The sequence below is a fragment of the Isoptericola sp. 178 genome (assembly GCF_030586525.1).
Lineage (GTDB): Bacteria > Actinomycetota > Actinomycetes > Actinomycetales > Cellulomonadaceae > Isoptericola > Isoptericola sediminis.
This window is the reverse complement of sequence record NZ_JAUQYN010000003.1, coordinates 403,889-424,507: the sequence shown is the minus strand read 5'-3', so window position 1 is coordinate 424,507 and position 20,619 is coordinate 403,889. Positions and strand designations below refer to the sequence as shown.

The 20,619-nt window shown below is 73.5% G+C and carries 19 protein-coding genes and 5 tRNA genes; 7 read left to right on the top strand and 17 right to left on the bottom strand.

Annotated features, from left to right (window positions below; translation table 11 throughout):
* The first annotated feature begins 161 nt into the window (after positions 1-161).
* Positions 162-866, top strand: a complete 705-nt coding sequence (locus tag Q6349_RS11150) for a hypothetical protein (protein WP_304604133.1) — start codon at positions 162-164, stop codon at positions 864-866.
* Between the two features lie 92 nt (positions 867-958).
* Here Q6349_RS11150 and Q6349_RS11145 read toward each other — a convergent pair whose 3' ends face one another.
* The 4 genes from Q6349_RS11145 to Q6349_RS11130 form a co-directional block, all read right to left on the bottom strand.
* Positions 959-3,112, bottom strand: coding sequence for a 3-hydroxyacyl-CoA dehydrogenase NAD-binding domain-containing protein (locus Q6349_RS11145; RefSeq protein WP_304604132.1), 2,154 nt, complete (start codon positions 3,110-3,112; stop codon positions 959-961).
* A gap of 5 nt (positions 3,113-3,117) precedes the next feature.
* Entirely contained in the window at positions 3,118-4,389 is a 1,272-nt protein-coding gene (locus tag Q6349_RS11140) for a thiolase family protein (RefSeq protein ID WP_304604131.1), read from the bottom strand.
* 181 nt (positions 4,390-4,570) lie between these two features.
* Positions 4,571-5,797: an HRDC domain-containing protein gene (locus tag Q6349_RS11135; protein ID WP_304604130.1), complete on the bottom strand. Its 1,227-nt coding sequence runs from the start codon at positions 5,795-5,797 to the stop codon at positions 4,571-4,573.
* Positions 5,794-6,375 carry a DUF3000 domain-containing protein gene (locus tag Q6349_RS11130; protein WP_171248161.1) on the bottom strand — a complete coding sequence of 194 codons (582 nt, stop codon included), beginning with the start codon at positions 6,373-6,375 and terminating at the stop codon, positions 5,794-5,796. The genes Q6349_RS11135 and Q6349_RS11130 overlap by 4 nt, the downstream gene beginning before the upstream one ends.
* A 203-nt stretch (positions 6,376-6,578) precedes the next feature.
* Between Q6349_RS11130 and gndA the strand changes: the two genes are divergently transcribed.
* From gndA to Q6349_RS11110, 4 genes are read left to right on the top strand one after another with little or no spacing between them, the layout of a single operon-like run.
* A complete protein-coding gene (gene gndA / locus Q6349_RS11125) occupies positions 6,579-8,015 on the top strand; it encodes an NADP-dependent phosphogluconate dehydrogenase (protein WP_304604129.1) in 1,437 nt (478 codons plus the stop codon).
* Positions 8,016-8,022: 7 nt separating this feature from the next.
* Entirely contained in the window at positions 8,023-9,363 is a 1,341-nt protein-coding gene (locus tag Q6349_RS11120; RefSeq protein WP_304604128.1) for a hypothetical protein, read from the top strand.
* On the top strand, positions 9,360-10,643 hold the full coding sequence (locus Q6349_RS11115) for a carboxylate--amine ligase (protein ID WP_304604127.1): 1,284 nt from the start codon (positions 9,360-9,362) through the stop codon (positions 10,641-10,643). The genes Q6349_RS11120 and Q6349_RS11115 overlap by 4 nt, the downstream gene beginning before the upstream one ends.
* Complete coding sequence (locus tag Q6349_RS11110) at positions 10,640-11,380, top strand: aspartate/glutamate racemase family protein (RefSeq protein WP_304604126.1); 741 nt, start codon at positions 10,640-10,642, stop codon at positions 11,378-11,380. The genes Q6349_RS11115 and Q6349_RS11110 overlap by 4 nt, the downstream gene beginning before the upstream one ends.
* A gap of 97 nt (positions 11,381-11,477) precedes the next feature.
* Here Q6349_RS11110 and Q6349_RS11105 read toward each other — a convergent pair whose 3' ends face one another.
* Positions 11,478-11,975: a hypothetical protein gene (locus tag Q6349_RS11105; protein ID WP_171248165.1), complete on the bottom strand. Its 498-nt coding sequence runs from the start codon at positions 11,973-11,975 to the stop codon at positions 11,478-11,480.
* A 54-nt stretch (positions 11,976-12,029) separates the two neighbouring features.
* On the bottom strand, positions 12,030-12,788 hold the full coding sequence (locus Q6349_RS11100) for a dihydrofolate reductase family protein (RefSeq protein ID WP_304604125.1): 759 nt from the start codon (positions 12,786-12,788) through the stop codon (positions 12,030-12,032).
* Between the two features lie 32 nt (positions 12,789-12,820).
* On the opposite strand from Q6349_RS11100, the gene zapE reads away from it, so the two are divergent.
* Positions 12,821-13,891, top strand: a complete 1,071-nt coding sequence (zapE, locus tag Q6349_RS11095; RefSeq protein ID WP_370375621.1) for a cell division protein ZapE — start codon at positions 12,821-12,823, stop codon at positions 13,889-13,891.
* Between the two features lie 4 nt (positions 13,892-13,895).
* On the opposite strand, the gene Q6349_RS11090 is transcribed toward zapE, so the two are convergent.
* Both Q6349_RS11090 and Q6349_RS11085 read right to left on the bottom strand, forming a co-directional pair.
* Positions 13,896-14,744, bottom strand: a complete 849-nt coding sequence (locus tag Q6349_RS11090) for a PPK2 family polyphosphate kinase (RefSeq protein ID WP_304604124.1) — start codon at positions 14,742-14,744, stop codon at positions 13,896-13,898.
* Complete coding sequence (locus Q6349_RS11085) at positions 14,744-16,408, bottom strand: hypothetical protein (RefSeq protein ID WP_304604123.1); 1,665 nt, start codon at positions 16,406-16,408, stop codon at positions 14,744-14,746. Before Q6349_RS11085 ends, Q6349_RS11090 begins: the two co-directional genes overlap by 1 nt.
* Positions 16,409-16,580: 172 nt before the next feature.
* On the opposite strand from Q6349_RS11085, the gene Q6349_RS11080 reads away from it, so the two are divergent.
* On the top strand, positions 16,581-16,814 hold the full coding sequence (locus tag Q6349_RS11080) for a hypothetical protein (RefSeq protein WP_171248168.1): 234 nt from the start codon (positions 16,581-16,583) through the stop codon (positions 16,812-16,814).
* 24 nt (positions 16,815-16,838) lie between these two features.
* Here the strand turns inward: Q6349_RS11080 and Q6349_RS11075 are convergent, their stop codons facing one another.
* From Q6349_RS11075 to Q6349_RS11035, 9 genes are all read right to left on the bottom strand, one after another.
* The gene (locus tag Q6349_RS11075; RefSeq protein ID WP_304604122.1) at positions 16,839-17,132 is read right to left on the bottom strand and encodes a hypothetical protein; all 294 of its coding nucleotides are present in this window, start codon (positions 17,130-17,132) and stop codon (positions 16,839-16,841) included.
* A 144-nt stretch (positions 17,133-17,276) separates the two neighbouring features.
* Positions 17,277-17,351 (bottom strand) — tRNA-Val (locus Q6349_RS11070).
* 1 nt (position 17,352) lies between these two features.
* Positions 17,353-17,428, bottom strand: a tRNA-Gly gene (locus tag Q6349_RS11065).
* 136 nt (positions 17,429-17,564) lie between these two features.
* Positions 17,565-18,281, bottom strand: coding sequence for a flavodoxin family protein (locus Q6349_RS11060; RefSeq protein WP_304604121.1), 717 nt, complete (start codon positions 18,279-18,281; stop codon positions 17,565-17,567).
* A gap of 44 nt (positions 18,282-18,325) precedes the next feature.
* Positions 18,326-18,613: a DUF2277 domain-containing protein gene (locus Q6349_RS11055; RefSeq protein WP_304604120.1), complete on the bottom strand. Its 288-nt coding sequence runs from the start codon at positions 18,611-18,613 to the stop codon at positions 18,326-18,328.
* A gap of 10 nt (positions 18,614-18,623) precedes the next feature.
* A complete protein-coding gene (locus tag Q6349_RS11050; RefSeq protein ID WP_304604119.1) occupies positions 18,624-20,165 on the bottom strand; it encodes an MFS transporter in 1,542 nt (513 codons plus the stop codon).
* A gap of 112 nt (positions 20,166-20,277) precedes the next feature.
* A tRNA-Val gene (locus tag Q6349_RS11045) sits at positions 20,278-20,352 on the bottom strand.
* Position 20,353: 1 nt separating this feature from the next.
* A tRNA-Cys gene (locus Q6349_RS11040) sits at positions 20,354-20,424 on the bottom strand.
* 57 nt (positions 20,425-20,481) lie between these two features.
* Positions 20,482-20,554 (bottom strand) — tRNA-Gly (locus Q6349_RS11035).
* Between the last annotated feature and the right edge of the window lie 65 nt (positions 20,555-20,619).

Here is a 20,619-nt window from a genome sequence, read left to right as displayed (position 1 = left end):
GCCCCACCCTCTCCCCGGTGCTCGCGCCACCGGGACCGCCTGGTGCGGTGAGGGCAAAGGGGACCTCGAGTGCTCGACGCGTCGCACAGGACACCCGTGTTCCGGTGCGGCACCGCGGGCGCGAGCCGCTGGTGGCGCACCCGCGAGCACGAGGAGTCCTCATGACCTCCCAGGAATCGTTCAAGCGCCGCGTCCGCGAGCGGATGGCACGCACCGGCGAACGCTACGCGGCGGCGCGCCGCTCCCTGCTGACGGAACCGCCCGGCACCCCGTCGGGGTGGGTCAGCGAGCCGGAGCTGTCCGACGAGAGTGTCCGGGACGCTACCGGCCTCGGCTGGGACGAGTGGGTCGCCCGGATCGACGCCGGTCCGGGCCGCTCCGCCTCCCACCCCGAGATCGCCGCGTGGGTCACCTCCCGCGCCGCCTTCTCCGGCTGGTGGGTGCAGACGGTGACTGTCGGCTACGAACGCATCACCGGCATCCGGCTGCCGGGCCAGATACCGGACGGCACGTTCACGGTGAGCCGGTCCCGGACGCTGGACGTCGACCGCGAGACCGTGCGGGCCCGGCTGCTGGACGACGGCGGACCCGACACCCTGGTGCCCGGCCTGACGCTCACGGCGCGCTCCCGCCCTGGGGTGAAGAGCCCCCGCTTCGCGGTGACCGAGTCCGGTCCGGACGGCGAGGCGGACCGGGGGATGCTCATGCTCTCGATGGACGCCGTCGGGCAGCGGTGCCGCGTGACGGTCACGCACGAGCGCATCGGCACGCCGGCCGAGGCCGAGCAGTGGAAGAAGTTCTGGGCCGAGTGGCTCGTCACCGTGGCCGACGAGCTCGGCGGGGACGGCGGCGACCCGGCCCGCTGACGCCCCGGACGCACCGGAGGCCCGGTCCCGACGTCGGGACCGGGCCTCCGGTGCGTCTCACCCCGGGGAGGGCGGTGTCAGGTGACCTCGGCTCAGGCGGAGCCCCCGGGGACGTTGGCGACGCCGTCCGGCAGCAGGCGGCGGCCCAGCACCTTCTCGCTGTAGCCGGTGCGGTCCAGGTACGGCGTGATGCCGCCCGTGTGGAAGCCCCACCCGGCGCCCAGGATCATGCACAGGTCGATCTGCGAGGGGTCGGCGACGACGTTCTCCTCCAGCATGTGCCCGATCTCCACGGTCAGGGCCGTGAGCACCGAGTCCAGCACGCCGTCGGCGTCGAGCACCGGCGTGCCCGCCCGGCCCTCCGAGCCGGCCGGCAACGCCTCGCCGAACACCGACTGGATCGCCGGGTCGACGGGCTTGGGCAGCCCGCGGCCGGGGGCGTCCTGCACCACGCGGGTGCCGTCGGCGACGATCTTCTCCAGACCGGGGGACTGGGGGAACCGGTCGCCGAGGTCCTCGCGCAGCGAGGTCAGCACGTGCAGGCCGACGGCGGGGCCGACGAGGTCGAAGAGCTCGAACGTCGGCATCGGGAACCCGAGCGGGGAGAGCGCCGTGTCCGCGACCTCGACCGAGGTGCCGTTCTCGACGGCCTCGACGACCTTGCCCATGACCAGCACGAGCAGGCGGTTCACGACGAAGCCCGGACGGTCCGCGACGAGCACGGCCGTCTTGCGCAGCTTCTTGGTGATGGCGAACGCCGTGGCCAGGGCCTCGTCCGAGGTGTGCTCGGCGTTGACGACCTCGACCAGCGGCATCTGGGCCACCGGGTTGAAGAAGTGGATGCCGACCACGCGCTCGGGGTGGCGCAGGTCCGAGGCCATCTCGGTGATCGACAGCGCGGAGGTGTTCGTGGCCAGGATCGTGTCCTCGCCGACGATCTCCTCGAGCTCGGCGAAGACCTTCTTCTTCAGGCCCATGACCTCGGTGACGGCCTCGACGACGACGTCGCAGGAGGCGAACTCGGAGATCTCGGTGGTGCCCGAGATGCTGGCGACGATGCGGTCGCCGACCTCCGGCTTCATCCGGCCGCGGCCGACGAGCTTCTCGACGGTGGACCGGACGTAGCCCAGGCCCTTCTCGACGCGCTCGGTGTCCAGGTCGCGCATGACGACCGGGACGCCCAGGCGCTGCGAGACGAGCAGGGCGATCTGGGCGGCCATCAGACCGGCGCCGACGATGCCGACGCGCGTCACCGGCTTGGCCAGCGACTTGTCCGGGGCGCCCTTCGGCTTCTTGCCGGACGAGGTGAGCTGGAACGCGTACACGCTGGAACGCATCTCGTCGGTCATGACGAGGTCGGCCAGGGCCTCGTCCTCGGCGACGAAGGCCTCCTCGCGCGAGGCGTCGCGGGCACCGGCGAGCAGGTCCAGCGCCCGGTACGGCGCGGGGCGGGACCCGTTGATGACCGCGTCGAGACGCTCGCGCGTGCCCTGCACGACGGCGTCCCACACGGGCTGCGGGTCGAGCTCGCGACGCTCGACGGTGACCTCGCCGGACACGACGCCCGCGGCCCAGGCCAGGGACCGCTCCAGGAAGTCGGCGGCCTCGAACTGCGCGTCGACGAGGCCCATCTCGAGCGCCTCGGCGGGCTTGAACGGCTTGTTGGCCATCGGCCGCGTGAGGATGACGTCGACGGCCTTCTCGATGCCGATCAGACGCGGCACGAGGTAGGCGCCGCCCCAGCCGGGCACGAGGCCGAGCGCGGTCTCGGGCAGGCCGAGCGCGGCGGCGTCGGAGGCCACGGTGCGGTAGTCGCAGTTGAGCGCGATCTCCAGGCCGCCACCCAGCGCGAGGCCGTTGACGAACGCGAAGGTCGGCACGCCCATCGTGTGCAGCAGCTCGTAGGCGGCGTGACCCGCGCGGCCCAGCTCGAGCGCCTGGTCGTGGGAGGTCACGGCGCTGACGCCGAGCAGGTCGGCGCCGGCGGCCAGGAAGTACGGCTTGCCGGTGATGCCGACGGCGGCGATCTCGCCGGCCGCCGCGCGCTCCTGCTGCGTGCGCAGGGCGGCGGTCAGCTCGGCCAGACCCTCCGGCCCGAGGGTGCTCGGCTTGGTGTGGTCGAGCCCGTTGTCGAGGGTGACCAGCGCCAGGGTGCCCTGGCCGCCGGGCAGCTCCACGTCGCGGACGAGGGAGTGGGTGACGCGCTCGGCCCGGGGTTCGCGGGTCTCGGTCGTGGTGTCGGTCATCGTGCTCAGCCCTCCGTGGTGGTCGGGACGTGGCCGGAGTAGTCGGCGTGGTGGGGGTTCTCCCAGATGACGGTGCCGCCCTGGCCCAGGCCGACGCACATCGTCGTCATGCCGTACCGGACCTCGGGGTGCTGGGCGAACTGGCGCGCGAGCTGGGTCATCAGACGCACGCCGGAGCTGGCCAGCGGGTGGCCGACGGCGATGGCTCCGCCGTAGCTGTTGACGCGCTCGTCGTCGTCGGCGATGCCGTAGTGGTCCAGGAAGCTGAGCACCTGCACGGCGAAGGCCTCGTTGATCTCGAACAGGCCGATGTCGTCGATGGTCAGACCCGCCTGGGCGAGCGCCTTGTCGGTGGCCGGGACCGGCCCGTAGCCCATGATCTCGGCCGGGACGCCGGCGAAGGCGTAGGACACCATGCGCATCGCGGCGGGCAGGCCGAGCTCCTCGGCGGTGTCGCCGGCGGCGAGCAGCGAGACGGTGGCGCCGTCGGTCAGCGGGGACGCGTTGCCCGCGGTGACCCGACCGCCGGGGCGGAACGGCGTCTTGAGGTCGGCGATGCCCTCCATCGTGGTGCCGGGGCGGGGGAGCTCGTCCTCGGTGGCCAGGCCCCAGCCCTTCTCGGCGGACCGGACGGCGATCGGCACGATCTCCGGGCCGATGTCGCCGTTCGCCACGGCCTTGGCGTACTTGGCCTGCGTGTTGACGGCGTAGGCGTCGGCACGCTCCTTGGTCAGGTGCGGGAACTTGTCGTGCAGGTTCTCCGCGGTGACGCCCATGTTGAGCGCCTCGGGGTCGACCAGCTTCTCCGCGAGGAACCGGGGGTTGGGGTCGGCGTCGAGGCCCATCGGGTGCCGGCCCATGTGCTCGACACCGCCGGCGACGACGACGTCGGAGGAGCCCATGGCGATGCCCGCCGCGGTGGTCGTCACGGCGGTCATGCCGCCGGCGCACATGCGGTCGATCGCGTAGCCGGGGACCGACGTCGGCAGGCCCGCGAGGAGCGCGACGGTCCGGCCCAGCGTGAGGCCCTGGTCGCCCTGCTGCGTCGTGGCGGCGATGGCGACCTCGTCGATGCGCTCGACGGGCAGCTCGGGGTGACGGCGCAGCAGCTCGCGCAGCGCCTTGACGACGAGGTCGTCGGCACGCGTCTCGGCCAGCAGGCCGTCGGGCCGGGCCTTGCCGAAGGGGGTGCGCACGCCCTCGACGAACACGACGTCGCGCAGGGCGCGACGGGCCGGGTCTCGGGTGGTGCCGGGGGCCTGGGGGGCCACGGTCATGGCAGCTCCGTCCGTTGCGGGGGATCGGTTCCGACGGTGCCGGGGAGCATCGTCGCTCGGGTGCCGCGGCGGGTCACGCCGAGCACAGGTACACGCTACCGCGAGTACCACGAAGAGCATAGACCACCTGAGACCCGGTATCAGACGGCGGGCGGGCAGGCCGGCCCGTGGGCCGCGCCGGTCAGGCGTCGGCGAAACCGCGCGCGAACCGCTCCGCCACCAGACCGATCTGCCACTCCCGGGCACGCCGTCCGCGCAGGAATTCCCCGATCTCCTCGGCACCCGCGGGCTCCGGCGGCGACCAGCACAGGCGGCGCATCGCGTCGGGCTGCAGCAGGTTCTCGGCCGGGACGTCGTGGGTCTCGGAGAGCTCGGCCACGATCGCGCGCGCCGCGTCCAGGCGCCGGGCTGCGACGGGGTCTCTGTCGGCCCAGGTGCGCGGCTGCGGGGGTCCGTCGGTGCGCGGCCCCCGGATCGCGGGCAGCTCGGCGTCGGGCAGGGCCAGCGCGGTGTCGATCGCGCGCTGCCAGGTGGTGATCCGCCGTCGGGCGCCCTTGGTGGCGAACTCCGGGACCGCCGCCAGCTGCCCGGCCGTGCGCGGCATCGCGCGCGCCGCGGCGACGATCGCGCGGTCCGGCAGCACCCGGCCCGGCGAGACGTCGCGTTCGCGGGCGTTGCGGTCACGGGCCTCCCACAGCGCCCGCACGACCGCCAGGCCGCGTCGGTTCTTCACCGTGTGCGTCCCCGAGGTGCGGCGCCACGGGTCCGGCCGCGGGGCCGGCGGCGGCAGGGTGCGCACGTGCTCGAACTCCTGGGCGGCCCACTCGGCCTTGCCCGCCTCCTCGAGCCGCGCGGCGAGCACGTCGCGGACCTCGACCAGCACCTCGACGTCGAGCGCCGCGTACCGGAGCCAGTCCGTGGGCAGCGGGCGCGTCGACCAGTCGACCGCGGAGTGCTCCTTGGCGAGGCCGAGGCCGAGGGTGTCGGCGACGACGGCCGCGAGGCCCACGCGCGGCAGGTTCAGCAGCCGGGCGGCCAGCTCGGTGTCGAAGATCCGCGGCGGCCGCAGCCCGTGCTCGGCCAGTCCCGGCAGGTCCTGGGAGGCCGCGTGCAGCACCCACTCGACGGGTCCGACGGCGTCCGCGACCGCCGACAGGTCCGGCAGCGTCACCGGGTCCAGCAGTGCGGTCCCCGCGCCCTCGCGGCGGAGCTGCACGAGGTAGGTGGCCTGGCCGTACCGGTACCCGGAGGCCCGCTCGGCGTCGGCCGCCACCGGGCCCGACCCGGCACCGAACGCGGTGACGACGCGGTCCAGGGACCGCGGGGTGGAGACGACCTCGCCGACCCCGTCGGCCGGTTCGGACAGGGGGACGACGCCGGGGTCGGCCTGGGTCACGCCGGAGCTCATGGCTCCACGGTACGGCGTCGCACGTCCAGGGCCGTCACGCCGTCGGGCAGCGGGGGCAGGCCGCCGGCCGTCGACATCAGGTCCGCCCAGACCTCCAGGTGCGCCCCCAGGTCGGTGTCGGTCGGCGTCCAGGAGGCCCGGATCTCCAGGTCCACCGCGTCCGGCGTGCGTGCCAGCGCCCCGTAGCTCTGCGAGAGCACCCGGGTGACCGTCCCGCCGGTCGCGATCGCTCCCACCTGCGCCGACTCGAGGTTCTCGGTCACCCAGGTCCAGGCGACGTCGCCGAGCATCTCGTCCCCGGCCAGCTCCGGCTCGAGCTCGGCGCGCACCAGGGTCACGACCCGGAAGTCGCCGCGCCACTGGTCCTGCCCCGCGGGGTCGTGCAGGACGACGAAACGTCCGGTGGCCAGCTCGACCCCGCCGCTGATGACCTCGCCCTCCAGCGCCAGGCTGTACGGCGCCACACGTCGCGGCCCGGGGATCTCGGACAGCCGGACCTCGGGGCGGGTGCGACGGCCGCGCAGCGACGCCAGCGCGGCGGCGAACCGCCCCGGGACCTCCGGCGGGGAAGCAGTCACCCTGTCACCGTACGCCGGGCGGGGCGCCGCGCGGGGCCGACGTGCCGGACGGCCCCGTCCCGTCGTCGCCGGCCCACCGGCGCGTGTCCGGATCGCGGCACGCCGACCTGCCCCGCGTGCCGTCCGACTAGGCTGTTCTCGGCCTGGCGGGTGACCGACGGAGTGTTCGCCCGGGAACGACCTCCACGAGGAAGCAGGAAGCAATGACAGCACGAGCTCAGATCGGCGTCACCGGACTGGCGGTGATGGGCCGGAACCTCGCCCGGAACTTCGCCCGCCACGGGTACACGGTGGCGGTGCACAACCGCAGCTACGGCAAGACGCAGTCCCTCATGGAGGAGGCCGGCGACGAGGGCGACTTCGTCCCCTCGGAGTCGATGGCCGACTTCGTCGCCTCGCTCGAGCGCCCCCGCAAGGTCGTCATCATGGTCAAGGCCGGCGCGGCCACCGACGCCGTGATCGACGAGCTGCTGCCGCTGCTGGAGGACGGCGACATCGTCGTCGACGCCGGCAACGCCCACTTCCCGGACACGATCCGCCGCGAGGAGGCGCTGAGCGCCCGCGGCCTGCACTTCGTCGGCACCGGGGTCTCCGGCGGCGAGGAGGGCGCGCTGCTCGGCCCGTCGATCATGCCCGGCGGCACCCGGGAGTCCTACGAGTCGCTCGGCCCGATCCTCGAGGCCATTTCGGCCAAGGTCGACGGCACGCCGTGCTGCACGTACGTGGGCCCGAACGGTGCCGGCCACTTCGTGAAGATGGTCCACAACGGCATCGAGTACGCCGACATGCAGCTCATCGCCGAGGCCTACGACCTGCTCCGGGCGGGTCTGGGGGCCTCCGCCGCCGAGATCGGCGAGATCTTCGCGGCCTGGAACGAGGGCGACCTCGAGTCCTTCCTCATCGAGATCACCGCCGACGTGCTCCGGCACGTCGACGCCGAGACCGGCCAGGCCTTCGTCGACATCGTCCTGGACCAGGCCGAGCAGAAGGGCACCGGCCGGTGGACCGTGCAGAACGGTCTCGACCTGGGCGTGCCCATCACCGGGATCGCCGAGGCGACGTTCGCGCGCGCCCTGTCCGGCGGCGTGCCGCAGCGCGAGGCCGGCCGCCGGGCGCTGCCGGCGAACGCCGAGCCGCTGCAGGTCGCCGACCGGGACGCGTTCGTCGAGGACGTCCGCCAGGCGCTGTACGCCTCCAAGGTGGTCGCCTACTCCCAGGGCTTCGACCAGATCGCCGCCGCGTCGGCCGAGCACGGCTGGGACATCGACCGGGGTGCCATGGCGCGCATCTGGCGCGGTGGCTGCATCATCCGGGCCCGGTTCCTCAACCGGATCACCGAGGCCTACGAGCGTGACCCGCAGCTCCCGCTGCTGCTGTCGGACGAGTACTTCACCGACGCCGTCGGCGACGGCCTGTCCGCGTGGCGCCGCGTCGTGGCCCAGGCCGCGTCGGCCGGCATCCCCGCCCCGGCGTTCTCGTCGTCGCTGGCCTACTACGACGGCGTCCGCGCGGAGCGCCTGCCCGCCGCGCTCATCCAGGCGCAGCGTGACTTCTTCGGTGCGCACACCTATCGTCGCACCGACCGCGAGGGGACGTTCCACACCCTCTGGTCCGGTGACCGTTCCGAGCAGGAGGCCTGACACCCCCGTGACCCACCCCCAGTCGGTTCCCGAGGCCGCCACGAGCGACCCCGGGTTCCACCCCGTGATCGTCGGTTCCGACATCGGCGTGTACGCGCTGACGCGGTCCTTCCACGAGGCCTACGGCCTGCGCACCACGGTGGTCGCCTTCGCCGAGCCCGGCCCCATCGCGCACTCGCAGCTCATCGACACCGTGCTGTCCGGCACCGCCGCCGAGGAGATCGTCGCGACCCTCGAGCGGGTGGCGCGCGAGCGTCGGGGGGCCGGGCACCGTGAGCCGCTGCTGCTGCAGTCGAACATGGACTGGGTCGTGCGCATCCTCGCGCACCACCGGTCCGCGCTGCAGGCCGCCGGCTACGTGCTGCCGTACGCCGACATGGGCCTCATCGACCGCATCTGCGACAAGGCCGAGTTCTCCGCCGTGTGCACCGAGCTGGGCATCCCCACGCCGGCCACCGTGATCCAGGACTTCGCCACCGCGGACGAGCCGGGGTGGAAGCCTGCGCCGGTCGGCTTCGACTACCCGGTGATCGCCAAGCCGGCCTCCAGCGCCGACTACCACGACGTGCACTTCGCCGGGAAGAAGAAGATCTACGAGATCGCCTCCCGCGCCGAGCTGGACAGCCTGTGGGGCAGCCTGCGGCGCGCGGGGTTCCGGGGGCGGTTCCTCGTCCAGGAGATGATCCCGGGCGACGACACCCAGATGCGGTCGGTCACGACGTACTCCGACACCTCGGGACGGGTGACCCTGCGCTGCTCCGCCCGCGTGCTGCTGGAGGAGCGCACCCCGGCGGCCCGGGGCAACCCGTCGGCGATGATCGTCGAGCCGATCGAGGAGATCCTCGACGCGGCCCAGCGGCTGTGCGAGCACGTCGGCTGGCACGGGTTCGCCAACTTCGACGTCAAGCTCGACCCGCGTGACGGCGTGTACAAGTTCTTCGAGCAGAACCCCCGCATCGGGCGCAACAACTACTACCTGACCGCGGGCGGCCAGAACCCGACCGAGGTGCTCGTCGACGACGTGATCCGCCGCGAGCGTCGCGAGCAGGTCACGGCGCGGCGCGAGGTGCTCTACTGCGTGGTGCCGCACCGGCTGCTGCGCCGCTACGTCCTCGACGAGGGGCTGCGCGCCCGGGTCGTGGGGCTGATGCGCACCGGACGCACCGTGCACCCGCTGCGCTACGCCGCCGACGCCTCCCCGCGCCGTCGGCTGTACGTGCTCACCGCCCTGGTGAACCACGTGCGCAAGTACCGGCGCTACTACCCGGCCAGCGCCCTGCAGGCCAACTACGACGCGGCCCTCCGCGCGACGACGCGGCGCACCGCCGCAGGACAGGAGACCCGATGAGCCGCCGGCTGCAGCCCGTCGTCCTCGGCGGTGACATCGGCGCCTACTCCCTGGCCCGGACCTTCCACGAGGCCTACGGCGTGCGCCCGGTGGTCGTCTCCGGGATGTCCACGGGGCTCGTGCGCCACTCGCGGATCCTGCAGCACGTGGTGGAGCCCGGGATCGACGACCCGGACGTCGTGGTGGCGCGGCTGCGGGCGATCGCCGACGAGCACGCCGACGCCGACCTGATCGCCGTCGGGTCGGCGGACTGGCTGGTCCGGCTCCTCGTCGAGCAGCGGGCCCGGCTCGAGGACCGCTACACGATCCCGTACGTCGACGAGAAGCTGCTGCACCGGCTCACCGACAAGGAAGGGTTCGGCGACCTGTGCGCCGAGCTCGGCATCGCCCACCCGACGACGGTCGTCCACGACGTCGCCGCGGGCGGCGAGCCCGACACCTCCGAGCTGACCTTCCCGGTCATCGCCAAGGCCGCCAGCACGGCCGCGTACCACGACGTGGAGTTCGCCGGGAAGAAGAAGGTCTTCCTCGTCGACACCCGTGAGGAGCTCGTCGACCTGCTCCGGCGGGTCCACGACGCGGGGTACCAGGGGTCGTTCGTCGTCCAGGACTACATCCCCGGGGACGACTCCGGGATGCGGATCCTCACCTGCTACTCCGACGCCACGGGCAAGGTCCGCTTCTCCGCCTACGGTCACGTGCTGCTCGAGGAGCACACGCCCGGCGCCCTGGGGAACCCGGCCGGCATCATCACGCAGGTCAACCACGAGGTCGTCGAGCAGGCCACCCGGATGCTCGAGCACGTGGGCTGGACCGGCTTCGCGAACTTCGACCTCAAGTACGACCCGCGCGACGGCCGGTACGTGTTCTTCGAGCTGAACCCGCGCCTGGGTCGCTCGAACTTCTACATCACCGCCGCCGGGGCGAACGCCGTGACGTTCTACGTGCACGAGCACGTGCAGGGCCAGGACCCCGACCCGCGGGCGGTGCTCGGGGCGGACGTGCCGCTCACCGCCTCCGGCGAGCTCGAGGCGGAGCACCTGTACACGGTGCTGCCCGGCGCCCTGCTGCGCCGGTACGTGCTCGACGACGAGGTGCGCTCGACCGCACGCCGCCTCGCCCGCCGCGGACGGTCCACCAACCCGCTGTGGTACCGCGCGGAGACGGACCCGCGGCGGCTGGCCTACCTGGCGATCGCCCAGCTCAACCAGTGGCGCAAGTACGCGCAGCACTACCCGGTCGCCGAGGCCCGCCGCCTCGCGTGGCGGGGCTCGGCGTGAGCACCACCTCGGACGCCGGGGCCACGGGACCGATGCCTCCGGTCGGGGTGATCGGCGGCGTCGGCCCGCTGGCCACGGCCTACTTCCTGCAGCGGGTCGTGCAGCTCACCGACGCCGCGCGCGACCAGGAGCACGTCGACCTCGTGGTGCTCAACCACGCCACGATCCCGGACCGCACCGACTTCGTGCTCGGCCGGTCGACGGACGACCCCGGCCCCGTGCTGGCCCGCGACGCGGCGCGTCTCGAGGCCTTCGGGGTGCGGTTCCTGGTGATGCCGTGCAACACCGCGCACTACTTCACCCAGCAGGTGCTCGACGCCGTCACGGTGCCGTTCGTGTCCATCGTCGACGTGACCGTCGCCGCCGCACGGGCCCGCGTGCCGGACCTGACGCGCGTGGGGCTGCTGGCCACGGCCGGCACCGTCGCCTCCCGCGTGTACGACCACGCCTTCGCCGCCCACGGCATCGACGTCGTCGCCCCCGACGAGGCCGACCAGGAGCGCGTCAACGCCGTGATCTACGAGCAGGTCAAGGCCGGTCGCCCGGCCGACCCCGACGCGCTGCGCCAGGTCGCGGCGCGCCTCGTCGACCGCGGCGCCGGGGTCGTCGTGCTCGGCTGCACCGAGCTGTCGGTGGCCGCCGTCGACCACGGGCTGCTGGACGAGCCGCCGTTCCTCGACTCGATGGACGAGCTCGTGCGCGCGACCATCACGCGGGCCGGGCACCGGGTGCGGTAGACCTGGGCCTCAGCCGTGCTGTCGTCGGCTGAGTCTGCGGTTGCGCTGCGGGCGGGTGCCTCGTTCCTCGGGCCCCACCCTGCGCTGCACCTCCGCCTCAGCCGAGCTCGCTGGTGCCGGCGTACAGGTGCAGCACGGGCACCTGCAGCACGTCCCGGGCACGGGAGGCCCAGTCGGTGTGGAAGGTGTCCTCGACGGCGTGCGGGTAGGTCACCACGACGACCTCGTCGCCGCCGTCCGCCACGGCGCGCTGCAGCGTCGGCAGCGGGTCGTCCTCGGTGACCTCGCCCGAGGCGGTGGCGCCGCGGTCGCGGAACAGCTCCACGGACTCGGTGACCTGCTCGGCGGCGGTCGCCGTGGCCTGCTGGGGCGTCGGCTCCTTGCCGATCAGGTCGTCCCACGCCTCACGCAGCTCGAGCATCCCGAGGTGGTCGAGCACGGAGGACACGACCCGGTGCTCCGTGTCGGCGGGCACCAGCACGCGATAGGCGATCTCGGCGTCCATCTCGGTGTGCAGCCCGGTGATGTGGTCGACGTCGGCGGAGGTCAGCGCGTCCTCGCTGAGGACGACGACGGTCCATGCTTCTGCAGACATGGCAGCAACCTACGGCACCGCCGCCCGCGGTGCCCAGGGGGCCGCCGGCACGGGTCACCCGACCTCCCAGCGCGCCAGCAGCGTGCCGGAGGGCCCGGACAGGAGGTGGCCGAGGCGCAGCTCCCGCCCGGCGCCGGGCTCCCGGTCCCGGGGGGCGGCGACGATCCGGCCGGGTCCGGGCCCGGCCAGCATCGGTGAGGTCGTCACGCACAGCTCGTCGACGAGGTCCGCGGCCAGCATGTCGGCGAGCAGGCCGGGACCGCCCTCGCACAGCACCCGCGCCAGGCCGCGCGCGGTGAGCGCCTCGCGGGCCGCGCGCAGGTCCACGCCGTCCTCGGTGCCGTCCGGGCACTCCAGCACCCGGTCCTCGCCGACGGCGGCCCCGGCCTCCTGCGCTCCTGCCCGCCCGGTGACCACCAGCGGGGGACGGGGGCCGTCGAGCGTCGCCCAGGGCACCTGGCCGCTGCGGGTGACGATGGCGAGCTCGAGCGGCGCGGTGGCGAGACGTTCCAGGCCGCGGGGCCGGGACATGCCCGTGTACCCCTCCTGCCGGGCGGTCCCGGCGCCGACGAGGACGACGTCGGCCAGCGCGCGCAGGACGCGGAAGACCCGCCAGTCCGCGGGGTCGTTGATCGAGGCGGACCGGCCGTCAGGACCCCAGGCGGCCCCGTCGACGGTGGCGATCATGTTCGCCCGCACGAACGGCCCGTCCGGCACCCTGTACAGGTCCGCGAGGACGTGCTCGTCGGCGTCGGGCGGGATCTCGCCGACGGTGGGGAGATGACGGACCAGCGGGGGCGTGTCGGAACTCACAGCGGCCAGACTACGACGCCCGCATAGGGTGGATCGTCGTGACAGCAGTGCAGTCCAGCGACACGACCGCCATCGGCTCCCTGGTGGCGGTCCGTCCCGCCTTCTCCGCCGACCGCCTCCTGGCGGACCTCGTCCCGCCGCGGCACTTCGCCGACGCGCGGTTCGCCACGTACCGCGCGAACCCGGACCACCCCAGCCAGGCCGCCGCGGTCGCCCGGCTGCAGGAGGTGGCCGCCGAGATCGCGCGCCCGGCGCCGAGCGGGCTGCGGGCGCTGCTCGGCCGTCGTCGTCCGGCGCCCGCCGTCTACATGGACGGCGGGTTCGGCGTGGGCAAGACCCACCTGCTGACCTCGCTCGCGCACGCCGTGCGGGAGGAGCTCGGGGCCGACGCGGCCGCCTACGGGACCTTCGTGGAGTACACGAACCTCGTCGGCGCCCTCGGGTTCCTGCCGACGGTCGAGGCCCTCTCCACCAAGAAGCTCGTCTGCATCGACGAGTTCGAGCTGGACGACCCGGGCGACACCGTGCTGATGTCACGCCTGCTGCGCGAGCTCGCCGACCGCGGCGTCGCCCTCGCGGCCACGTCGAACACCCTGCCGGACGCCCTCGGCGAGGGGCGGTTCGCGGCGGAGGACTTCCTGCGCGAGATCCAGGCGCTCGCGGACCGTTTCGAGGTGCTCCGTGTCGACGGCGAGGACTACCGCCACCGGTCGGTGGTCACGGACGCCGCGCCGCTCGCCACCGAGGTCGTGTGCACCACCGCGGCCGCGCGTCCCCGCGCGGTGGTCGACGACTTCTCCGACCTGCTCGCGCACCTGGCGACCGTGCACCCGAGCCGTTACGGGGCGCTGCTCGACGGCGTCGAGGTGGTCGGGCTGACCGGGGTGCGACCGGTGACCCGCCAGGAGGTCGCCCTGCGACTGGTCGTGCTCGTGGACCGGCTGTACGACCGCGACGTGCCGGTGCTGCTGGCCGGGGCGGACCCGCGCGCGCTGTTCAGCGAGGAGATGCTGCGCGGCGGCTACCGCAAGAAGTACTACCGGGCGCTGTCCCGCCTGGGTGCGCTGGCCGAGGACGGCCGCGCGCTCCTCGACGGGGCCTGAGCCGTCACCCGCCGGTGAGCAGCCGGCGCTGACGCTCCACGTCGAAGTCCGCCGCCGGCCACCGGAGGTCGAGGCCCCGCAGCGTGTGGCGCAGCAGCTCGCTCACGGCCAGCCGGGCGAACCACTTGCGGTCCGCGGGCACGACGTACCACGGCGCGACGTCGGTGCTGGTGCGGTCCAGCATCTCCTGGTACGCGGCCTGGTACTCGCCCCACCGCTCCCGGGCGCGCAGGTCGGCCGGGTCGTACTTCCAGTGCTTCTCCGGTCGGTCCAGGCGTGAGACCAGCCGCTCGAGCTGCTCCTCGGGCGAGATGGCCAGCATCACCTTGACGATCTCGGTGCCGGCCGCGGCGGTCTCGGCCTCGAAGGCGTTGATCTCGTCGTAACGGGCCCGCCAGCTCGCCTCGGGCTGGAGCTCCTCGACCCGCACGACGAGCACGTCCTCGTAGTGCGACCGGTCGAAGACGCCCAGCAGCCCGGGCGACGGCAGGGCGCGCCGGATCCGCCACAGGAAGTCGTGGGCCTGCTCCTCGGGGGTGGGTGGCCCGAAGCCTCGGCACCGGACGCCCTGAGGGTCGACCATGCCCACGACGTGCCGCACGATCCCGCCCTTGCCGGAGGTGTCCATCCCCTGCAGGATCAGCAGGACGCTGCGCACGCCACCCGTGCGGCCGTGGGCGAAGAGTCGTTCCTGCAGGTCCGACAGCTCGTCCGCGTGGCCGGCGCGCAGCACCTTGGCGGCGCGCTTGCGGCCGGTGTAGCCCGGGGTGGAGCGGGTGTCGAGCGCGTCGAGGCGATCACCGGGCCGCCAGCGCAGGGAGGTCGCCGGGTGCTCGGTCCAGGGTGCGGTCATCAGGGTTCCGTCCTCGGGTCGGCGCCGGCGGGGCGGGCGTCGGGGTCGTCCCGGAGGATGACGACGCAGCGCCGCGGGGCCCGCAGGCTCCCGTCCTCCAGGTGTGTGCGTTCCTCGTCCCAGGCCGCCGCCACCCGCCAGGCGCCGGACGGCGTGCCGAGGCGAGGCACGAGGTCCAGCGCGGGCACCGCGGGGTCGAGGACCAGGACGAGCGCGGTCCCGCCACGACGCGCGACGAGGGCACCGTCGTCGGTCGTGACCTCCAGGCGGTGGGCGAGGTCCGTCAGGGCGGCGGGCCGCAGGGTGAGCAGCCGGCGCGTCCAGGCCGCGAGTCGGCGGGCGTCCGCGGAGCCCGGCCGGACGGGGACGTGCTCGGTGTCGAGGACCACGACGCTGCCGGCGAGCACGGCGAACGCCAGCAGCGTGGCGTCGTCGTCCGCGGAGGTCGTGGCGGCGGACCCGGCGACGTCCTCGAGGCGTGACCAGGGGACCGCCCGGGTGGCGGCCGGCAGGCGGGTGACGGGTCCGACGAACGAGCCGCTGCGCTGGGCGGCTCGCAGCGCACGCCGTCGACCGGCCGGGATCCGGGCCGGGGCGGTGATCTCGGTCGACAGCCGGCGCAGGTCGCCGGCCGGACCGTCGAGCCGCCCCGTCAGCAGCCGCTCCACGGTCGTGGTGAGGCGGTCGCTGAGACCGGGTCCGTCGGCGAGCAGGGCACGGGGGCGCCCGGTCCGCGCCGAGACGTCCTGGGCGACCGCCGCCAGCTCGGTCAGGAACGGCGCCGAGGACCGGTCGGCGAGGGCCTCGACGTCCAGCAGCAGGCCGTCGACGTGGAACTCGTGCAGCCAGCGCCGGGCGTCCGCGACGAAGAAGTCCCGGGGGCCGCGGCTGCCGGAGCCGTCGAGGTTGATCCGGGGGGCGTCGTGGCCGTGGTCCTTCCGCGGCCGCGGCGCGATCCGCGACCCCTGCGCGTACGGTCCGAACCGGTCCAGCCGCAGCGGGTCGGCGACCGCCCACCGGTGGGGCAGGTCGAGCACGACGGCGAGTCCGTGGCGGTGCGCCGTGTCCACGAACCGCTGCAGGGCGTGCGGGCCCCCGAAGGGCTCGTGGACCGCGAAGAGCCGGACGCCGGCGCGAGGACCGGCCTCGGGGTCGAAGGCCGCCACGGGGGAGAGCTCGACGCCGTCGACCCCGAGCGTGGCGACGTCGGGCAGCAGCCCCGTGGCGGCGTCGAGGGTCCCCTCCGGCGTCACCGTGGGCACGTCGAGGTGCAGCAGCGACCCCCGGGTGAGGTCGGCCCCGGGCCACGCGTGGTCCCGCCACACGAACCGCTCGTCCAGGATCCTGCTCGGGCCCTGGATCCCTGAGGGGACGTGGGCCGCCGCGGGGTCGGAGTGCGGCGGCCCGCCGTCGATCGAGAACGAGTAGTCCGTCCCCGGGGAGATCTGCTCGTCGGCACGCCAGTAGCCGGGTTCGTGGGCGCCGACGAGTCGCATCGGTCGGCGCGAGGTGGATCCGTCGGGGAGAAGGAGCACGAGCTCGACGGTGTGCGCGCGAGGTGCCCAGAGCAGCGGTCGGGGGCCGGGCCAGGGTTCGCGGCGGCGTTCGCTCGGCGCAGGAGTGGCCCGGGAGCGCGCCTCGTCGAGTGGATCGCCTGTGGTCACGGCCCCACCATACGGCGCGCGCACGGGCAGGGGAGGGTCGTGTCGTGCAGAGGGCGTCGCGTCGCCGCACGGTGTGACGTCCCGGTGCCGACGGGGTGGCAGGAGTGCGCCCGTGTGCAGAATAGTGTGCCAAGCACGGGCGAACGCGCCGTCCCGCTGATACACCTGGGACATGATCAAGGACACACAGGAGGCCGACTCCGACCGAGCTCGGGCCCTCCTCGACGAGTCGATCGCTTCCCAGGCGCGGATCGCGCCGCGGCAGCGCTCGGCCACGGAAGAGCACGGTGACCCCCGACCCGGCGGCGACGCGACGAAGGCGCCGCTGTCGCTGTCGCAGACCGTCCTGCGCCCGATGGAGGGCGCCTCGAGCGGACACTCCTGGGACGACCCGGACGAGCTCTGAGACCGCCGACCGGCCAGGAGCCGGTCAGCGCGGAAGCCGGTCGGGGCCCACGGGGATCAGCCGGGGCATGCCGGCCGGAGCGACCTCGCTGAGCGCGAGGTAACGCGCCTCCGCCCTATGCAGGCGGATGTGCTCGTCGAGCGACCACTGCGGCCCGTTGGTGAGCACCATGCCGCAGGAGCAGTCGATCTCGACGGTGCCCTCGTCCGTCATGCGCGTCCGGCCCACGGTGACGTGGGACGCCCGCGCGCGGGTCTTGGCCCGGTGCATCGTCGCGGAGACGGCGGGCGGGCTGTCGGCGGAGTCGTCGGCGTTCACGCCCGCGAGCGTACCGGGCGTCCTCGGGCCGGTCGGAGAGTCGGCGTCCGTCGGCCGACGGCTCGTGGGCTCGCGCGGCGCCCGCACCCACCGACGAGAAGGGCCCCTGTATCGCGTCTCCGCGATACAGGGGCCCTTCTGCGCTGGTGGGCGATACTGGGATCGAACCAGTGACCTCTTCCGTGTCAGGGAAGCGCGCTCCCGCTGCGCCAATCGCCCGTGGAGCGAACGACGAGACTCGAACTCGCGACATCCACCTTGGCAAGGTGGTGCTCTACCAACTGAGCTACGTTCGCACGGCCGGACAGTTCCGAGGACGTGATCCCCGCGTGCCGGTGCCTGAGGAACATTACTGGACCGCGGGTCCCAGGTCCAATTCCACCGGTGTGACCTGGGCCTCCGGCGGACGACGGGCCGAGAGGCCGGGTGCCGTCAGCGGAACTCGGGGTTCGGGTGGTCGAACCGGGTGCCGGCGTCCCAGGCGCTGCGCTGGTTGCCGTACGCGGGGAACCCGCCGGCGGCCCGGAGCATCGCGGCCATGTGCATGAGGTTCCAGGTCATGAACGTGGTGTTGCGCTGGGTGAACTCGTTCTGGGGGCCGCCGGAGCCCTCGTCCAGGTAGGACGGGCCGGGCCCCGCCTCGCCGACCCACCCGGCGTCGGCCTGGGGCGGGATGGTGTAGCCGAGATGTTGCAGGGAGTACAGGACGTTCATCGCCACGTGCTTGGCGCCGTCCTCGTTGCCGGTGATCACGACGCCCGCGGCGCGGCCGTAGTAGAGGTACTGGCCGGCGTCGTTCAGCCGGCCCGACAGCGAGTACAGCCGCTCGACGACGCGGGTGCAGACGCTGGACTTGTCGCCCAACCAGATCGGCGTGCCGAGGACGAGGATGTCCGCGGCGAGGATCCGTTCGGCCAGCGCCGGCCAGTCGTCGCGGCTCCACCCGTGCTCGGTCATGTCCGGCTGGACCCCGGGGGCGAGGTCGTGGTCGACGGCGCGGATCTCGTCCACCCTCACGCCGTGCCTGCGCATGATCGCGGCGCTGACGTCCATGAGTCCCTGGGTGTTCGACACCTCCGGGGACGGCTTGAGGGTGCAGTTGACGAAGACGGCGCTCAACGCGGAGAAGTCGAGCTCGGGCTGGTCCATGGTCGCTCCTGGGTCTCGACGTCCCGCGGGGACGCCAGGTGACGTCATGCGGTCGCGCTGCTGCTGCGGGCGGCGATCCGCGCCTGCACCTCGGGTCGGCGCAGGGGCGGGACCGTGGCCGGCGGTTGTCGGCGGGCGGGCAGGTCGTCCAGCAGCCGGGTGACGATCACGGCGATCTCGGCGGCGGCCGCCTCGCAGGGCTCGCGGGAGGCCGGTGCGGCGGTGGACGCCACGCCGGTCACCTTCCGCACGAACTGGGCAGCGGCCGCCTCGATCTCCTTCGCGGTCGCGGGCGGCTCGAGGCCGCGCAGGGTGGTGATGTTGCGGCACATGCGATCGACGCTACGCCGGGTCGCCCGATGCCGCCGTCCGGGTCGCGGTCGATGGCCCCGTCTCGGGCCGGGGCACCGTGTGCACGGGCGCGGCGGCGGCGATCGCGACGTCGACCCCCTCGGGCGTGTGCTTGTCCCGGTAGCCCCGGATCAGCCACACGAGCACGATCCCCAGGGCCGAGACGACGGCCAGCGCGAGGGCGGCTGCGTGGAACCCGGCGAGCAGGGCATCGGTGGCGGACGCTCCGGCCGCGGAGCGGTTCGCGGGGATGCCCGCGTACAGAGCCGCGACCACGGCGGTCATGACCGCCGGTCCGACGTAGCGCGCCATGTTGGACAGGCCCGACGCCCCGCCCACCTCGGAGTGGTCGACCGATCCCGTGGCGACCGAGGAACAGGGATTGTTCGACAGGCACAGTCCCACCGCCGTCATGACGATCGGCACCAGGAAAGCCAGGTAGCCCCACGAGGCGCCGGCCAGGGCCAGCACCACGAAGCCGGCCGTCATGATGACGAACCCCGTCCCGACGACGGCGAGCACCCCGAACCGGTGGGTCAGCCCGGGGACCGCCGGGGTGAGGGCGACCATCCCGACGGTCGCCGGCAGGGTGGCGAGCCCCGCCTCGAAGGGGTCCATCCCGAAGGCGGCCGGGTCCTGGAAGAACAGGCTCAGCAGGAACATCATCGCGTTGATCGCGGCGGCGCCGATGAGGATGCCGATCGTCGCCCCGACCAGCCGCCGGTTGCGGAACAGGCCGAGGTCGATCAGCGGGGCGGACACCTTGCTCTCGACCGCGACGAACCCGATCGTCGACGCGACGGACACCGCGAAGCAGCCGAGCGTCTGGATCGAGAGCCATCCCCAGGTCGCGCCCTGGGTGAGGCCGAGGATGAGCGGGGCCAGGGCGAGGGCGATGAGCGCGCTGCCCGCCCAGTCGATCGACCGGCTGCGCGTCGGGTCGGAGGACTCGGCCACCGCACGCAGCGTCAGGGGGACGAGCAGGACCGCGATCGCCGCGTCGAGCCAGAACAACCCCTGCCAGCCCACCGTGTTCACGAGCGCCCCGCCGAGCAGCGGGCCCGCCGCCGCCCCGACCGCCGAGGCCGACCCCCAGTAGGACACGGCCCGCAGCTGCGCGTTCCCGGGCGGTGAGGCGATGGTGAGGATGCTCAGCCCGCCGGCCACGAGCGTGGCCCCGGCGGCGCCCTGGATGCAGCGTCCGACGATGACAGCCCAGCCGCCCGGCGCCAGTGCGATAAGGACGCACGACGCGATGAACAGCAGCAGGCCGCCGAGGAACACCTTGCGCCGGCCGAAGACGTCCCCGAGGCTCCCGGAGGTGACGATCGTGGCCGCCCCGACGAGCAGGTAGCCCGTCACGGCCCACTGGAGGGTCTCCGTGGACATGCCGACGTCGTCGCTGATCGCCGGGAGCAGGATGGCCACGGCGGACGTGTTCGCGTTGACGATGAGGGTGGAAACGCAGGCCGCCGTCATCACGCCGAGCGGTGTCCGGGCGTCGGTGGTGGCGGTGGGCTCGGGCTCGACCATGGGACCTCCCGGGGTGATCCGTCTGGAACGTAGCACCGCTGTCGGCCACTCGCGTGGCACGGATCTCCGGGGAACGCAGCAGGCCCCGGACCGTGTGGTCCGGGGCCTGTGGTGGTGGGCGATACTGGGATCGAACCAGTGACCTCTTCCGTGTCAGGGAAGCGCGCTACCGCTGCGCCAATCGCCCGAGGTGGGTACGGGATTCGAACCCGTGTATACGGCTTTGCAGGCCGCTGCCTCGCCTCTCGGCCAACCCACCTTGAGACTGTGCTCACCGGCTCGCTCGTTGCCGAGATCGCAGGGGAGTGGGCCTCCGAGCGGATGACGAGACTCGAACTCGCGACATCCACCTTGGCAAGGTGGTGCTCTACCAACTGAGCTACATCCGCACGACCGGACCTGGTGCAGGGGTGATCCCCGCGGTGTTCCGGCGCGAGGAAAACTTTAGTGGACG

Bases quoted from the DNA above. Each gene is read 5' to 3' on its own strand.
- Q6349_RS11150 (WP_304604133.1), top strand. From the start codon at position 162: ATGACCTCCCAGGAATCGTTCAAGCGCCGCGTCCGCGAGCGGATGGCA.
- Q6349_RS11145 (WP_304604132.1), bottom strand. From the start codon at position 3,112: ATGACCGACACCACGACCGAGACCCGCGAACCCCGGGCCGAGCGCGTC.
- Q6349_RS11140 (WP_304604131.1), bottom strand. From the start codon at position 4,389: ATGACCGTGGCCCCCCAGGCCCCCGGCACCACCCGAGACCCGGCCCGT.
- Q6349_RS11135 (WP_304604130.1), bottom strand. From the start codon at position 5,797: ATGAGCTCCGGCGTGACCCAGGCCGACCCCGGCGTCGTCCCCCTGTCC.
- gndA (WP_304604129.1), top strand. From the start codon at position 6,579: ATGACAGCACGAGCTCAGATCGGCGTCACCGGACTGGCGGTGATGGGC.
- Q6349_RS11115 (WP_304604127.1), top strand. From the start codon at position 9,360: ATGAGCCGCCGGCTGCAGCCCGTCGTCCTCGGCGGTGACATCGGCGCC.
- Q6349_RS11105 (WP_171248165.1), bottom strand. From the start codon at position 11,975: ATGTCTGCAGAAGCATGGACCGTCGTCGTCCTCAGCGAGGACGCGCTG.
- Q6349_RS11090 (WP_304604124.1), bottom strand. From the start codon at position 14,744: ATGACCGCACCCTGGACCGAGCACCCGGCGACCTCCCTGCGCTGGCGG.
- Q6349_RS11080 (WP_171248168.1), top strand. From the start codon at position 16,581: ATGATCAAGGACACACAGGAGGCCGACTCCGACCGAGCTCGGGCCCTC.
- Q6349_RS11060 (WP_304604121.1), bottom strand. From the start codon at position 18,281: ATGGACCAGCCCGAGCTCGACTTCTCCGCGTTGAGCGCCGTCTTCGTC.
- Q6349_RS11055 (WP_304604120.1), bottom strand. From the start codon at position 18,613: ATGTGCCGCAACATCACCACCCTGCGCGGCCTCGAGCCGCCCGCGACC.
- Q6349_RS11050 (WP_304604119.1), bottom strand. From the start codon at position 20,165: ATGGTCGAGCCCGAGCCCACCGCCACCACCGACGCCCGGACACCGCTC.